Source organism: Fibrobacter sp. UWB4, assembly GCF_002210345.1.
Lineage (GTDB): Bacteria > Fibrobacterota > Fibrobacteria > Fibrobacterales > Fibrobacteraceae > Fibrobacter.
Genome location: NZ_MWQI01000001.1, coordinates 544624 through 560219, shown reverse-complemented (window position 1 = coordinate 560219; position 15596 = coordinate 544624). Strand labels below are relative to the sequence as shown.

At 51.2% G+C, this 15596-nt stretch carries 15 protein-coding genes and 1 tRNA gene; 10 read left to right on the top strand and 6 right to left on the bottom strand.

Features of this window, described 5'->3' with window-relative positions; all coding sequences use genetic code 11:
- Positions 1 to 15 precede the first annotated feature (15 nt).
- Positions 16 to 966 (top strand): bifunctional oligoribonuclease/PAP phosphatase NrnA, encoded by a 951-nt coding sequence (locus B7990_RS02330; RefSeq protein ID WP_088639434.1) that lies wholly within the window; start codon positions 16 to 18, stop codon positions 964 to 966.
- Between the two features lie 16 nt (positions 967 to 982).
- On the opposite strand, the gene B7990_RS02325 is transcribed toward B7990_RS02330, so the two are convergent.
- Together B7990_RS02325 and B7990_RS02320 are read right to left on the bottom strand one after the other, a co-directional pair.
- Positions 983 to 1672, bottom strand: a complete 690-nt coding sequence (locus B7990_RS02325) for a LysE family translocator (protein ID WP_088639433.1) — start codon at positions 1670 to 1672, stop codon at positions 983 to 985.
- Positions 1672 to 2043, bottom strand: a complete 372-nt coding sequence (locus tag B7990_RS02320; RefSeq protein WP_254917287.1) for a hypothetical protein — start codon at positions 2041 to 2043, stop codon at positions 1672 to 1674. Before B7990_RS02320 ends, B7990_RS02325 begins: the two co-directional genes overlap by 1 nt.
- Before the next feature lie 239 nt (positions 2044 to 2282).
- Between B7990_RS02320 and mraY the strand changes: the two genes are divergently transcribed.
- The 5 genes from mraY (at position 2283) to B7990_RS02290 (ending at position 6804) form a co-directional block, all read left to right on the top strand.
- The gene (mraY, locus tag B7990_RS02310) at positions 2283 to 3431 is read left to right on the top strand and encodes a phospho-N-acetylmuramoyl-pentapeptide-transferase (protein WP_088639430.1); all 1149 of its coding nucleotides are present in this window, start codon (positions 2283 to 2285) and stop codon (positions 3429 to 3431) included.
- 147 nt (positions 3432 to 3578) lie between these two features.
- A complete protein-coding gene (locus tag B7990_RS02305) occupies positions 3579 to 4916 on the top strand; it encodes a UTP--glucose-1-phosphate uridylyltransferase (RefSeq protein ID WP_088639429.1) in 1338 nt (445 codons plus the stop codon).
- Positions 4917 to 5057: 141 nt separating this feature from the next.
- The gene (locus B7990_RS02300) at positions 5058 to 6041 is read left to right on the top strand and encodes a lauroyl acyltransferase (RefSeq protein WP_088639934.1); all 984 of its coding nucleotides are present in this window, start codon (positions 5058 to 5060) and stop codon (positions 6039 to 6041) included.
- Between the two features lie 132 nt (positions 6042 to 6173).
- Positions 6174 to 6629 (top strand): Smr/MutS family protein, encoded by a 456-nt coding sequence (locus tag B7990_RS02295; RefSeq protein WP_088639428.1) that lies wholly within the window; start codon positions 6174 to 6176, stop codon positions 6627 to 6629.
- Positions 6630 to 6730: 101 nt separating this feature from the next.
- Positions 6731 to 6804, top strand: a tRNA-Pro gene (locus B7990_RS02290).
- A gap of 218 nt (positions 6805 to 7022) precedes the next feature.
- On the opposite strand, the gene B7990_RS02285 is transcribed toward B7990_RS02290, so the two are convergent.
- Entirely contained in the window at positions 7023 to 7874 is an 852-nt protein-coding gene (locus B7990_RS02285) for a hypothetical protein (protein ID WP_088639427.1), read from the bottom strand.
- Positions 7875 to 8189: 315 nt separating this feature from the next.
- Positions 8190 to 9056, bottom strand: a complete 867-nt coding sequence (locus B7990_RS02280; protein WP_088639426.1) for an NAD(P)/FAD-dependent oxidoreductase — start codon at positions 9054 to 9056, stop codon at positions 8190 to 8192.
- Positions 9057 to 9132: 76 nt separating this feature from the next.
- Here B7990_RS02280 and B7990_RS02275 point away from each other — a divergent pair, with 76 nt between their 5' ends.
- Both B7990_RS02275 and B7990_RS02270 read left to right on the top strand, forming a co-directional pair.
- A complete protein-coding gene (locus B7990_RS02275; RefSeq protein ID WP_088639425.1) occupies positions 9133 to 10248 on the top strand; it encodes a glycosyl hydrolase family 8 in 1116 nt (371 codons plus the stop codon).
- Between the two features lie 10 nt (positions 10249 to 10258).
- Positions 10259 to 11173 carry an FISUMP domain-containing protein gene (locus B7990_RS02270; protein WP_088639424.1) on the top strand — a complete coding sequence of 305 codons (915 nt, stop codon included), beginning with the start codon at positions 10259 to 10261 and terminating at the stop codon, positions 11171 to 11173.
- A 193-nt stretch (positions 11174 to 11366) separates the two neighbouring features.
- Here B7990_RS02270 and B7990_RS02265 read toward each other — a convergent pair whose 3' ends face one another.
- Positions 11367 to 12545: an iron-containing alcohol dehydrogenase gene (locus B7990_RS02265; protein WP_088639423.1), complete on the bottom strand. Its 1179-nt coding sequence runs from the start codon at positions 12543 to 12545 to the stop codon at positions 11367 to 11369.
- A 200-nt stretch (positions 12546 to 12745) separates the two neighbouring features.
- Complete coding sequence (gene argJ, locus B7990_RS02260; RefSeq protein ID WP_088639422.1) at positions 12746 to 13963, bottom strand: bifunctional glutamate N-acetyltransferase/amino-acid acetyltransferase ArgJ; 1218 nt, start codon at positions 13961 to 13963, stop codon at positions 12746 to 12748.
- 74 nt (positions 13964 to 14037) lie between these two features.
- On the opposite strand from argJ, the gene greA reads away from it, so the two are divergent.
- Positions 14038 to 14505 (top strand): transcription elongation factor GreA, encoded by a 468-nt coding sequence (gene greA, locus B7990_RS02255; RefSeq protein ID WP_088639421.1) that lies wholly within the window; start codon positions 14038 to 14040, stop codon positions 14503 to 14505.
- A gap of 3 nt (positions 14506 to 14508) precedes the next feature.
- Entirely contained in the window at positions 14509 to 15477 is a 969-nt protein-coding gene (gene holA / locus B7990_RS02250; RefSeq protein ID WP_088630233.1) for a DNA polymerase III subunit delta, read from the top strand.
- Positions 15478 to 15596: the final 119 nt, after the last annotated feature.

Genomic DNA, 15596 nt, shown 5'->3' with positions numbered 1-15596 from the left:
AAGAAGGAAAGCCTTATGCAAATTGATGATTTACTGAACGAAGCAAAAAGCGTTGCCATTTTTGGACACGTCCGCCCCGATGGAGACTGCGTGGGGTCTACGCTCGGTCTTTACAACTATATCAGCGACAACTACCCGACAATCAAAGTCCGTATTTTCTTGGAACGCTTCCCCGAAAACTACAAGATTCTCGCAAACGCGAATGAGACGTACGAATACTATAACGAAGAATTCGGGGATTTTGACTTGACATTCATTATGGACGTTCCTACAATCGAGCGAATCGGCGCCAATGGAAGTAGCTGCCTTAGGACATCACGCAAATCATGCAATATAGACCACCACATCAGTAACGCCAAGCAGCTTTGCACCGTAAACTTTGTTGATGCAAAGGCAAGTTCCGCAAGCGAAGTCCTGTACTTTTTAATGGACCCGAACAAAATCAGCAAAGCTACCGCAGAATGTTTATACCTCGGCATCGTACACGACACAGGCGCTTTCAAGTTTAGCAGCACCGGCCATAAGACAATGATGGTCATCGGAGACTTGCTCGAAAAAGGAATCGACTTCACGCGCATCATCAACGAAACGTACTACACGAGAACGTACACCCAGACGCTCGTCACCGGATATGTGATGATGAACAGCAAGCTTGCCCTCGATGGAAAAGTTGTCTACAGCTACCTCACTCCCGAGGACATGGACCACTATTCCGTAACGTCCGTTGAACTCAGCAGCGTCATCGACACCTTGCGCGAAGTCACCGGCACCGAAGTTGCCATATTCCTCTACCCGGTTAACGGTGAATACAAGATCAGCCTGCGCAGCAATTACGTTGTCGATGTCAATAAAGTTGCAGGAGCTTTTGGTGGAGGCGGCCACGTCCGCGCCGCAGGAGGAAATTCCAAGGATTCGCCCGAAGAGACGATTACAAAGCTATTGAAGCTCATTCAGGAACAGCTTTAGCGAGATTCGCGCTTTTTTAAAGTGCGAAAAGCGCGACAGCCAAGAAGACGAACACCGCACCGCTGAACCAGTTCAGATTGCGGTTCGCCTTCGGCGATGTCAACAGGAACTTCTTCACTGTTCCTGCTAAAAGCGCAATGCTCCCGAAAACGATCATCGTCGCCAAGATAAATTCACCGCCAAAAATGGCCATCTGCAAGCTCGGATGGATCGGACGGTCCAAGCGCACCGCCGGCGGGATCAGCGAAAGCACAAAGAGAATCACCTTCGGATTCGTGAGATTCATGATAATGCCACGCATGTAAAGGCTACGCGCCGAAGGAACACCGCAGATTGCATCACTAGACTTTACTGGATCCTTCGACTCCACTGCGTTCCGCTCAGGATGACAAGATTCGGAATTCCGAATTCCGAATTTCGAACTAACCACAACGCCGGCCTTCACACCGAAACTTTTATACGCGAGATAAAGCAAGTAAGCAGCACCCAGGCACTGGATGACAAAAAACGCCGTCGGGCTAGCCGCAATCAATGCCGAAACGCCCGCCACAAGCAGGCAAGTGTGTATGGCAATTCCCGTGCAAAGTCCAAGGATAATGCAAAAACCGAGACGCGCCCCATAAGTAGCGCTCTGGGCAAGTACAAAAAGGTTATCTGGTCCAGGAGCAATCCCGATGACTAGTGCTGCGATGAAAAATTCAAGCATTACAGTTTACTCAAGAAAGCGTCCACGTCGAGGTCCGCAAGGTCTTTTTGCAATGCGTCAAGTTCATCGTCCGTAATCGCAGTGTGATTTTGCTCACGTTCGTCGGCACGTGCATTCGAGACATCGACAAGCTTTTTGAGCGCATTGGCGACCTCGCCCACCGTGCCATCCTGACGCATCACGACGTTCAAAACCTTCGAAAGTTTTTCACGCAATTTCGAGAACTCTTCGCGGTCTAACTCAGATACTTCCCCATGATAGCACATCAAGGGGGTCTGGCACCTAGCACACGGAAACACCATCATATTCGAGAAGTCACCGTCTATCTGGACCTTAAATTTCGTTCCGCAATGCGGGCATTCGATATCCATTTCACTCATGTACTATAATGTAGAATTTTTTACAATTCCTAGCCAAACACAGCAACAATATTTTATCTTTACGCAGTCCATCTTGCTTTGTGAACCCGTTATACTTTTTACTATACAAATAATTCAAATAGCACGCATTTCGCCTAAAAAGAAAGCTGAACTTTTCAGATTGCAAATTCAACCTCAAAGCGAAGCGACCCAAGAGGGCGAAGCCCGTGCTCACTCCCCAAACCTAAACTATGCTTTGCCACTGGCTATATCAAACAACAAACATTGATCTTTTTGACGGTCGTCTCTTCCGTGCGGGCGTTGCCGCCATGCTCTCCATCATCCTGGTGCTCTTCTTCATGCCGAAGTACATTCGCTTCTTGCAAAGGCTGGACGCCACGAGCGATTTTGACAAGGACGGAAAGACAAAGTCACCTCCGATTATGGGCGGTCTCCTCCTCGTGATTGTCGTTGAAGTAGTTTCATTGCTCGTTTGCCAGATGAACGGCTACACCATCTCGACGCTCGTGATTTTGACATTGTTCAGCGCCGTGGGCGCCACCGACGATATGGCGAAAGTCCGCGCCAAGCGTCTCGTGAACCAGGGCAAGCTCAAAGCCGCCGAATACATGGACAAGGCGGATGGCATTTCCAGCTCTCTTAGACTTTTCCTCTACTTCCTGTTTAGCTTTGTCGTTGCCGTTTTCTGCTACAAGTTCATCCCCGAACTCAAGGGCGATTTGACCATTCCGTTCTGCCCGATTGACGTGTTCCAGATCCACCTTCCCAACTGGATTTTCGTTGCTTTCATGACGTTTGTCATCGCCGCTTCTGCAAACGGAACAAACTTTACGGACGGTCTCGATAGCCTCGTTTCTGTACCTATTCTTACCAGCATGGTGTTCGTCGGACTTGTCGCCTACGTGAGCGGCAACTTCATCTTTAGTCAGTACCTGAGCGTTCCGTACCTCCCCGGCTGCGACGAACTTTTCCCGCTCGCAACAGCCATCGCAGGCGCTCTGCTCGCTTACCTTTGGTTCAACAGCCCTCCGGCAGAAATCTACATGGGTGACGCAGGCTCCGTCGGCTTCGGTGCCGCCATCGGCATCATGTTCATCTTGGTACAGGCAGGACTTTTCCTCCCCATCGTTTGCATTATCATCATCGCCGAAGCATGCTCCGTGCTGATGCAAATTACGTGGTTCAAGATTACAAAGAAAACGACCGGCACAGGCAAGCGCATCTTCCTTTGCGCCCCGCTCCACCACCACTACCAAAAGAAGTGGGACGGACGCTTCCCGAGCAAGCCGCTCATGAACTCCAAGATTGTGTGGCGCATGCACCTCGTAAGCATCTTCGCTCTCATCTTCAGCATGGTCGTATTCTTCGGTATTAGATAGTTTGCGGCTTCGCCGCAGTTACTAGTTATCAGTTAATAGTTACTAGGAAAGCCCCAACCGCAAATACAAAACTTGTCATGCCCGCCGGAGCCTGTGCTGAGCGCAGTCGAAGTAAGCGGGCATCTCCTTTTTATTATATTACATCGCATGAATATTATCGAAACTTTGAACGCCGCAGGTCAGCAAGAACTGGCCCAACATTTGGAATCTTTGACGGGCGACGCCCGCGCAAATTTGGAACGCGATATTTTGAGCCAGGACTGGCAAGAACTCAAGGCTTTGCATGCCGAAAAATCCGCAGCCAGCTTGAGCGATAATGTTTCTGCCGACCTCACTCCGATGCCATGGAAACTCGCTACCGACGATCTCCGTTACGAATTCTGGAAAGAGACGGGCGAAATTCTCCTCGGTCAAGGCAAGGTTGCCGCATTCCTCGTGGCAGGCGGTCAAGGTTCTCGTCTCGGTTTCGATGGTCCGAAGGGCATGTTCGACATCGGCCTTCCGAGCCACAAGAGTCTGTTCCAATTGCAGGCTGAACGTTTGCGCAACTTGGGTGCCCGCGTGGGTCACGCCATTCCGTGGTGCATCATGACGAGCCCCCTGAACCACGAAGCGACTGTCAACTTTTTCAGCGAAAACAACTTCTTTGGTTTAAACCGCGAAGATATCCGATTCTTCCAGCAGGGAACGATTTGCGCCCTCACCGCAGACGGCAAGGCTGTCCGCGATGGCGAAGACCATTTGGCGCTTGTACCCGATGGAAATGGCGGTTGCTTCCGCGCTCTCGCCCAGAGCGGAACGCTCGCTTGGCTTGTGGAACGCGGTGTGCAATACGTATTCCTCTACAGCGTCGATAACGCCCTCTGCCGCATTTGCGACCCGGCATTCATTGGCGCCCTCGCCGAAAAAGGCACAATTCTCAGCGCCTCGAAGGTTGTGCACAAGGCAGGCCCAAACGAGAAAGTCGGCATTTTCGCCTTCCAGAACAAGAAGCCGGGCGTTGTCGAATACAGCGACCTTCCGGAAAACTTCCGCGACATGACAAATGCCGATGGCAGCCTCACGTTCGATGGCGGCAACATCGCTATTCACTTGTTTAAAATCAGTGGACTCCGCAAGTTGCAGACAAGCAAGCTCCCGTGGCACACCGCACGCAAAACCGTTTGCGGCATTGAAAAGTGCTTCAAGTTCGAGCAGTTCCTCTTTGACGCATTTCCGCAGCTCGGTTCCATGCTCCCGTTCGGCGTCGTGCGCGAAGAAGAATTCAGCCCGGTCAAGAATGCCGAAGGCAACGATTCTCCGAAAACAGCTCGCATAATGATTGGCAAGCTCCACCGCGAATGGCTCCGCAAGGCGCACGTCAAGATTGACGAGAAGAAGTTGTACGAGATTTCGCCGACAATCAGCTACGCCGGCGAAGGTCTCAAGCAGAGCATCTTCGATCGCGAACTCGGAAGAAACATCCTAGAATTTGACGAAAATTAGGAATTCGGATTTCGGAATTAGGAATTGTCATCCTGAGCGAAGTGTAACGGAGTCGATATACGAAACTAGTCAACTTGTTGACTTAGTTGAGTTAGGTTCGAAGGAGCAGGATCCAGTCACTTTTCAATAGCACTGATGGAAATGCGCCGATTTAAGGTTTTCACGTACAAATTCCTAATCAACATTCTGCTGCGTTTGCCGGATGCGTTCTACGCCGTCCTTTTTGCAGTCGTTTTCCCAGTTTACAAGGCTTTGCACAAAAAGCGCGCCTACGGGCGCGTTGAAAAGCACTTGGCAGCCGCAAAGGAATACATTGCTAGAAAACGCGTCAGCTCTAACAAAGTGCCGAACGATGAGAAACGTCCGAAACTAGATGCAATTGCAAAGATAAATGCGCGAGACACATTCCGTGGCATTTTCTGGAATGCGCTAGAATCCTACCGCGGACTTGCACGATTTAAGAGCATTGAAAAGCGAATCGTGTACGAGAACGAGCATATCATCCGCGACGCCATCGCAGATTGCGCCAAGCAAAACGCCCCCATCGCAGGCATCAGCATCCACCAAGGTGCATTCGAACTTTTGCACCGCGCTCTTTGCCGCTACAGCGAACACGTACACCTCATTACAGATTCCGTCGGCGACATCGCATTCCGCGAAGTCCTCAAAGACCTCCGCAGTGATCCGCACCTGACCGAATATCATCCCGATGAAACAGGACGCCTGATCCGTGAACTTTTCCGCACTAAAGGCATTCTCGCGATGGTCATCGACCAAGGCAAACACACCAAAGGAAACACGGTCTCGCTATTTGGCCGCCCAAGTACGCTCTACTTGCGCCTACCGCAAAAAATAAACGAAATGGGAGCTGGAATCGTCACTTTCCGCACGTGGAGCGAAAAGAAGCGCATCGTGATCCGCTTCGAAAGCTATTATCCGCCAAAATACGATATACAACATGGCGACGAGACACCCGCTAGATTATACGGTCAAAGCGAAGGAAATGCCGCGCCATCAGAAAGCGCTCTCGTTACGAGAATCGCGCACGAAGTCGAAACGTGGATTGCCGAGCACCCCGAACAGTGGAGTTGGAATTACCACGGGAATTTCACAACCGCACTCTAAAGCTATCACATCCCAATTCACGAGTTCGATTCTACGTCATCCCGAACGTAAGTGAGGGATCCAGTAAAGTTTTTGCTTTTTTATTTCGTGAATTAAATCTTTTTTATATTTAAACACAAAAAGAGATTTACAATGCCTTTAAATGCCGAAGAAGAATTTCAGTTAGAGTGGATCAAGAACCACCAAATGGAAGACAAGGACGAACTTGCCGAAATCCAGGCCGAGGCTGAAGCCGAAGCAAGACCGCAACGCGCCACACGCGGCAAGAAAATGCGCCGCAACCCCGCCGCCTGGGAACTCCCGAACCCCGAAGACGAAATTGACCTTCACGGCCTCACATCCGAAGAAGCTGCCGAAGCCGTTGAGCGCCGCATCGACGACCTCCTGATTGCAGGCCTCAGCGTTCTGCGCGTGATTCACGGAGGAGGCAACCCGGAATACGGCAACGTCAAGCGCATCATCGACCGCAAAGTGCGCTCCGAATGGAAAAATCGAGTCGTTTTCTACAAGGTTGAACCCGACAACGCTGGTTCCAGCATCATGAAAATCGGCAAGCCGCGCCCGCAAGTCGCAAAAAAGAAAAAATAATGAAAAAAATTTCACTTTTTTTGCCCTTACCCCTTTAAAAGTGAAACGAAATTAACTATAATTGTGCGCGTCAACGACGAAGCGTCAAGACAAAAACAAAACGGAATATAGCTCAGCCTGGTAGAGCGCTTGCTTCGGGAGCAAGAGGTCGTGAGTTCGAATCTCGCTATTCCGATAAAAAGAAACCACCCATAAGGGTGTTTTTTTTTTATATCTAAATACGCAAATGAGAACTCACGAAGTGAGTTCGACAAATTTGTTCCGTGAACGAAGTGAACAATGAACAAATTTGAGATTTTGGCGCAAGCCAAAACCCGAAGGGCAAAATGCGAAACGCAAGTGAGCATTTTGTCTCATCTCGCTATTCCGATAAAGAACGCGAAATAGCCCCTTCTATCCCTTTATCTCATTACCAAGAGGGAGATTCCCGGTCATGCCGGGAATGACATACCTCCGTTCCGGATTCGGGCAATGATCCTCATGACCGTCGGGCCAAACCCATACTTCATCTGCAAACGGACATGATTCGCACTTACCGCCAACAGCGCACTGGTCAGCACAATTCTTAAAAAACAAACTTCCTTCATGCTTCACATTCGAAGCAGAAAACTCTCCCGATCGGAACTCATTGCGCAAAGATTCTAGCAGCGCATCATCTAGCGCATACATTTCACGGAGCTCTTGCGGAGCAACACTCAACAGCACCACCTTATTCCACTTGATCCTGTCAATCCCTACCGCAGAAGCCCACGACACCAACTCCGGCACGTCCTGCAAATTCTTCTTGTGCAGCGTCACTTGCAGCGAGACCGTCGCGACTCTTGATTCCGCAGTTTCCGCGCAGTCAGCTTCAGCACCAGCATTCCCCACGCAATCAACTTTCGCGCAATCAGCATTCCCGCGCAACTTGTCACGCACCCGAACCAGCTTTTCAACATTCGCTTTCCAGCCATCGAACTGTTCCGACGCCAAATAGCTTACCTTGATGTCGCTGCACGAACGCAACAAGAGTTCCATCGCAGCGTCACTCCCCCACTTTCCAGGGAACGTCCCATTCGTCGTGAGGTTCAACGGAATTCCAAGCGCCCGGCAAAGCTCCAGCAGTTCATCAAAATGCGAATAGAGTAACGGCTCCCCCATCGTCGATGGGATTACTTCTCGCAGCAAGCGTTTACCCGAAGCATCTCGCTCCGCAGCATACTTTTCAATCGCCGCCTGTGCTACCTCGAAAGGCATCTCGTCCATGCCAAACGCGCGGCGCTCCTTATTACAATAAAAAAAGCGTTCCCTACCATTATCCGGCGGGCAATTCCGATTACCATTCCTAGCACGCCGCGCATCACAATTACATAAAGCCCGCTGGTTCAAAAAACACAGCGGACAATGCAAATTGCAAACGTCAGGATTTGTGAGTAAAGTAACGCGACGCATTGTTTAGTAGGCGGTAAACAGTAGACGGTAGGAAGTGTCATCATCGACCAAGCGAAGCACGGGATGACAGACCCAAAGTCTACTATTCTTTCGTCTCTCGTCTGTAGGACCGCAGGTCCGTTCTTTCGTCTATTCCCGATGTTCTCTCAAGTATTTAATTGCAGCGAGGCCCGCAATAGCGCCTTCGCCAACGGCCACAGCCACCTGGAGCGTACCGCCCGTGCAGTCGCCTGCCGCAAAGAGTCCAGGAACGGTTGTCTGAAAATCCTTATCGAGCACGAGCTTCCCGGCATCGAACGCTGCGCCAGCCTTCAAAGCCAGATCCGTTGCATTCGCACTACCCATAGCCACAAACATGCCGTCAAAATTGGCTTCAAGACCGTCGTCAAACTTCACGCCTTCAAATTGCCCGGCGCCCTTAAGCCCCGTAATCTTGCGGGTTTCAATCTTCACGCTTTCGGGGAAAGTCGCCGTAAGTGGAGCGCCATTCGTCAAAAGCGTCACGCTGTTGACTACAGACAAAAGTTCAGTCGCTTCGTGCAACGCATACTCGCCCGAGCCAAGCACAGCCACATCCTTTTTACGATAAAAGAACGCATCGCAAACAGCACAGTAGCTCACGCCGTGGCCTTCCATTTCGGCCATTCCTGGGAGCGGAGTCTTTTTACGAGCAGCACCTGTCGCCATCACGCAAACCTTTCCGCGATACGTACCATTCAAGCCCGTCGCCACAAAACCAAAACCGTCAAACATGAGGTCCGTTACCTCATCATCCACGATTTGCGCACCAAGAGCAAGCGCCTGTTTCTTACCGACTTCGGCAAGTTCAGCCCCCGTGAGCGGTTTTTCAAGACCAAAATAATTTTCAATTTTGTGGGCCTTTGCAAGCGCACCTACATCCTTACCCACAAGCTGAACCTCAAGTCCAGCACGAAGACCATAAAGGGCAGCCGAAACTCCGGCCGGTCCATGCCCCAAAATCAATATATCAGCCATAATAACCTCAACATTAATATACGATTTTATTTATTTTAAAACACGTAATAATTATTGATTTTTGGATTAGAGAACGATGTTGCAACGCTACCCGACGCGAGATTTATTTGTTGAAGCTGGATATGGTCCCAATTTTGCGGACCAGCTTATTCAGAATGCCTATAGCAAACTTTTTGAGGGCGATCCGATCGACGAGCGCATCTACTTTGAAGCGTCCGACGACATGGCATACATCATCGACATTGGGCACGACGACATCCGTTCTGAAGGCATGAGCTATGGCATGTTCATTGCCGCGCTGACCGACCACGAAGTCACGTTCGACAAGCTCTGGAACTTTTCCAAGCGCTTTGTCCGCAACAACGACGGTCCACACAAGGGATATTTTTCATGGCAAGTCAACACGACCGACTTTTCCATGATGGACCCAGGGGCAGCCCCAGATAGCGAAGAATACTTTGCCGCAGCCCTCCTTATCGCCGCAAAGAGATTCAACCGCGAAGACCTCCTCAACGATGCCAAAGAGCTCATCCATGACATCAAGTACAAACCGCAGAACGAACTTGTAGGCCCGATTATCGACCCGGAACGCAAGCTCATCAAGTTCTCCCCCGTTCTCGGCAACGACTTTACCGACCCGAGCTACCACACAATGGCATTCTACCGCATGTTCGCCGAAGCAACAGGCGATGAATCCTGGCTTGAAGTCGCACAGGCAAGCATTGAATTTTTGCAGAAGGCGGCCCACCCGGTCACCGGTCTTTGCGCTGACTATGCCGAATACGACGGCACACCAAAGGCCATGCCCTGGTTCCCCGAAAGCAACAACTTTAGCGGAGACGCATGGCGCGTTGCGCTCAACTTGAGCCTCGACTATTCAATCTTCCGCGGACACGAAAGCGAAAAAGAAATCTGCGAACGCATTCTGCACTTCTTCCAGAACTGTACGCCTTACCTCTCCGACTACTCCGTCGATGGGGGGCCGTATCCGCACCAAGGGAGAAACGCGACTCCAGGGCTTATCGCCATGAACGCAGCAGCAACACAAGTACTCCCGATCGACGATCCGCGCATTACGCCGTTTGTAAGAAGACTTGCAGCGCTCTCCGTGCCCTACCGTTTTTGGCGTTACTATGACGGGATGTTGTACTTAATCGGATTACTCGCTACTGCGGGAAAAATCACACTCTAAGGAGGATCGTATGAAACTACCTGCCATCTTATTCATTGCGGCAAGCTCCATTGCTTTTACCGCCTGCGACGATGTTCGTGTTGAAAAATACCCGAACGGAAACGTCCGCTTCGAAGCCACCTACGTCAACGACAAGAAGGAAGGCCCCGAAAAGGAATACTACGATGACGGTACGCTCAAGCGAGAATCCAATTACGTGAACGACCGCCGCGAAGGGGTGACCAAGGAATACTACAAGGACGGCACACTCCAGTCAGAACTCCCGTACGTGAACGGCTACATCGAAGGAACGGTTATCCGTTATCACAAGAACGGCAAAGTCGCCACGAAAGCCGAATACAAGCAAAATAAGCAAATCGCTTTCGGCGAAACATACAACGAAGACGGCAGCCCCGCAACAAGCGGAAGCTACAAGGATCCTCGTGACGGAAATTCTTACGAATGGATTGTCATTGGCGACCAGCTCTGGACAGCCGAAAACATGAACTTCGCCACCGCCTCAGGTGCAATTTGTTCACAATGCAACCACTGGGGACGTCTCTACGATTTCCAGAATGCACAAAAGGCTTGCCTCGAAGGATTCCATATGCCGAGCAAGGCCGAATGGCAAAAGCTCCTGAAAGTCGCCGGCAAAAAGCCGGGGGTCGCCCTCAAGGCTGGCTACGGCTGGGATCCGATCAAGCCGGAATCTCCGATCTTCGGAAATGGCAAGGATGAACTTGGATTTGGCGCAAAGGCTGGCGGAGCACACTTTGCCAAGAGCGATGTCGCTATAAAGGACCGCAAATTTGATGAAGCGGGTAAAAAGGCTTACTTCTGGACAAGCGAAGGCGAAGTCCTCGTGTTCTTCCACGACAAGGATATCGCCAAGTTTGAAAAGTTCAATCCAGAATTCGGTGCAAGTCTCCGCTGCTTGAAAGACTAATTAGTTATTGATCAATAGACATTAATCAAAGTGTCATCCTGAGCGAAGCCGTAAGGCGAAGTCGATATAGAATTGTCGGCAGCTTGCTGCCCTACAATTCTTAGGTTCGAAGGAGCAGGATCCAGTTATTTTCACATAACATAAAAACTCCTCGGCATAACCGAGGAGTTTTTTACTTTTCAAATTTACCCGTCTAATCTAGCGTGGCATGCGCAGCAATCGTATAAATCGCAGTCACGTCCTTAGCCTTGAGCGGCACAAAGCCCCAACCATCGCCTGGATTCAGTTTTTCGACAAGCGTCGGGATATCTTCTTCTTTCGCGCCGAGTTCTGCAAAGTTGATAGGCATGCCGATGGAATGCAGGAACTTGCGGAAAGCCTTGATGCCTTCGAGAGCGGTCGCCTTCGGGTTTTCAAAATTCATCTGGCAGCCAAATACACGTGTTGCCATTTGCGCAAAACGCATCACGTTATGGTCCACCACGTACTCCATCCACGCCGGCATAATAACTGCTAGCCCCGCGCCATGGGCGCAGTCATAGAGTCCCGAGAGTTCATGTTCAATCGCGTGGCTGTTCCAGTCCTGACTGCGCCCGCAGCCCACAAGACCATTGTGGGCTACCGTACCCGCCCACATGATGTTCGCACGAACCTCGTAATTGGCGGGTTCGGCCATGGCGCGCGGGCCTTCCTTGAGCATCGTAATGAGCAGCGCTTCGCAAAGGCGGTCTGTCGTCTCGACTTCCAAAGTATTCGTGAAGTAGCGTTCAAACACATGTGCCATGATGTCGGTAATGCCACAAGCCGTCTGATAAGCAGGCAACGTGCAGAGCAAAGCCGGATTCTGCACCGCAAATCTCGGGCGAATCACGTCAGCACCGATATCACGCTTGAGCATCCCCTCTTCTTTTGTCACGACGGAATCGCCGCTGCCTTCGGAACCGGCGGCAGCAATCGTCTGCACAACACCAATCGGGAGTGCCTTCGTGACCGGCAACTTTTTCGCATAAAAGTCCCAAAAATCGCCATCGTAAAGCGCGCCGACAGCAATGCCCTTGGAGCTATCAATGACGGAGCCACCGCCCACAGCAAGGATGAAATCAACATCGTTTGCACGCACCATTTCGATGCCCTTGTAAATCAAGGTATCACGCGGATTCGGCTTCACGCCACCGAGTTCCACAAATGAAACGCCCGCAGCATTGAGCGACGCCTTAACGCGATCAATCAAGCCGGAGCGCACCGCAGAGCCACCACCGTAATGAATCAGCACCTTCGTGCCGCCATACTTCTTGACAAGCGCACCGCATTCGTTTTCGCGATCCTTGCCAAATACAAATTCCGTGGGGCTGTAGAAATTAAAGTTATCCATATTCCATCCTTGTGTTTCAATTAAAAATACAAGAAAATCCCACCATAAGCAGGATTTTCTCAAAAAAGCCGTTCACAAAAGGAACCATTATTCATCACCAGAAACAAACACAGAATCGTAAAAAAACTCCTCGGCATCACCGAGAAGTTTTAAAAAAGGAGATTCCCGATCAAGTCGGGAAAGACAACTCTAGTAACTAATTACGTAGTATATTCAGCGTTGATTTTCACGTAGCCATAGCTCAAGTCGCAAGTGAATGCGCTTGCAGAAGCCTGGCCGATGTTCAACACGAGCGTTACTTTGTATTCACGCTGACGAACCACGGCATGCAGTGCAGCCGTCTGCTTTTCATCCAGCTGTACCGGACGGCCACCTTCGAGAACCTTGACTTCACCGAAGTAGAGGTCCGTGTGTTCAGCAACCATGTTGCAGCCGCTAGAACCAGCACTGCTGAGGATACGTCCCCAGTTCGGGTCTTCACCGAACATAGCGCACTTGGCGAGGTTCGACGTACCGATGAAGCGGGCCATGCGGAGAGCTTCTTCGTGGCTTTCAGCCTTTTCAATGCGGAGTTCGATGAGCTTCGTTGCACCTTCACCGTCGCGGACAATGTCCTTGGCGAGGCTCTGCATCACGAGCGTCAAAGCAGCGCGGAATTCGCCCTGTTCGCTGAGGGAGAGGTCTTCGTACTTGATGCCGCTCATGCCGTTAGCAAGCATGATGCAAGTGTCGTTCGTGCTGGTGTCACCATCAACCGTAATTGCGTTGAAGGAGTCTGCGATGTTGGCACGGAATTCAGCAAAGAAGTCAATCGGCAAAGCAAGGTCAGTCGTGATGAAAGCGAGCATCGTAGCCATGTTCGGGTGGATCATGCCAGAACCCTTGCAGGCGCCACCGATCGTCACCACACCCTTTTCGGTCTTGATTTCAACGGCGTGGCTCTTGAGAGCAAGGTCCGTCGTGAGGATGGCGCGGCCGAATTCTTCGGAAGCATCAGCGTGGAGCTTTTCCACGAGCTTCGGGATACCGGCTTCGATCTTGTCCATCGGCATCAAGTGGCCAATCACGCCCGTGCTGCAGACAAGTACGCTCTTCGGCGTGAGCTTCAAGGCTTCTTCCGTGAGGACAGCCATGCGTTCAGCATCGGCATAACCCTTTTCGCCAGTGCAAGCGTTAGCGTTACCGCTGTTCACGATCACAGCAGATGCAAAGTGGGCATGTTCCAAAGCGGCCTTGTCGTAAAGGACCGGGGCGGCCTTCACCTTATTGGTGGTAAAAACGGCGAAGCAGCGGGCAGCCTTTTCGCTCTTGAGAAGAGCCATATCGGCATTGCCGCTGGCCTTGATTCCGGCGCAAATTCCAGATGCGGTAAAGCCCTTGGGGGAGCAAACGCCGCCTTTTTCCAACACAGTGTACATAGTATCTCCTAAAAAGAAGCTTTCTTTGCGATTCTGGGCTCGCAAAGCCCGTTAAAATTTTTACCTTATGGAGCATGGAAAAGATCATGTTTACACAAGAGGCTTACGACAAGCTCGTTAAGGACCTTGAAAATTTAAAAAATGTTGAACGTCCCCGCGTACTTCAAGAATTAGTTGACGCCCGTGCACAAGGCGATTTGAGCGAAAACGCTGAATACCATGCCGCCAAGGAGCGCCTCGCCGCTATCGATAACATCGAAATGCCGAAGCTTCAGGACCAGCTCGCCCGTGCCCAGGTGATTGCTTTTGATACGAACTCCGATACCATCAAGTTCGGTGCTACAGTCACCGCCAAGAACTTGAAGACCAAGCGCGACATCGTATACCAGCTCGTCTCGCCCGAAGAAGCAGACGCCCTCAACGGCAAGATCAGCTTCAAGAGCCCGATTGGTGCAGCCCTCATGGGCAAGAAGCGCGGCGATACGGTCGAAGTCGTAACGCCCAAGGGCAAGAACCAGTTCGAAATCATCGATTTCAAGTAATCCATGTTCGTAACGCTCATCGGCAAAGACCAGTTCAGCAAGGACAAGCGGATTGAAAAATTCCTGTCCGAGACTCTTGGCGACCGGATTTCAGATCCGATGGCCAAGCAGGTGCTGTACGCCACAGACACAAACATCGCATCCATCTCCGATGTCATCATCGAAGCATGCGATTCCGTGTCGATGTTCTCACCTGAACAGGTCATAGTCGTGCGCAAGGCCGAAGCCCTCAAGACCGACGACATGAAGGCTCTTGCCAAGTGGCTCCCCCACGCGGCAAGCGGCAAGTTGCTCTTCGATTTTGAAACGCTTCTCGCCTCCAGCGAACTCTACAAGGCGCTCGCAAAGGTTGGCAAGGTCGAAAAGTTCGACGTCCCGAAGCAATACGAAATGGCCGACTGGATTTCTGCAGTCGTCCCGACGCACTTCAACAAGGCGATTGAGCCTGCGGCATCGCAGTACCTCGCCGAAGCGCTAGGCAACGACACCAAGCTCGTGAGCGAAGAAGTCGAGAAAATCATCCTCTACGCTCCGGACTGCAAAAAGATTACGCTCGACCTCGTGAAAACGATGGTTGTCTCCCAGCGAGATATCCCGACCTACGAGATCGAAGGATTCTTCGGCATGCAGAATGCCAAGGCTTACGTCCAGAAGCTGAACGAACTATTGAACAGCGGCGTCGATGCCATCCGCATTTCGAACACGCTGTACAACTACGCACTCTCGCTTTTGAACTACGGCTCGCTTACTGCAAAAGGCGTCTCGCCCGAAGAAGCCGCTAAAAAGATCGGCAAGAACTACTACATGTTCGTGAAAAAAGGCCAAGCCGCCGAGTGCTGCCGCCGTTGGCGTAAGCCGCTCCTCGTGCGAGTGCTCCGCCGCCTCGCCGACCTCAATTACGAAATCAAGAGTGGCAAGTGCCCTACCCGCATGAGCCAGGAACTCGCGCTCGCCGCACTCGTAGTGCGATAATTAGAATACAGAACGTCGCTCGCGACTACAGACGAGAGACGAAAGCAAAAAGCCCTGGCAGAGCCAGGGTTTTCGCGTTTTTCAGTTGATCCCGGCATAGAAGCCGGGATGACAAGTTC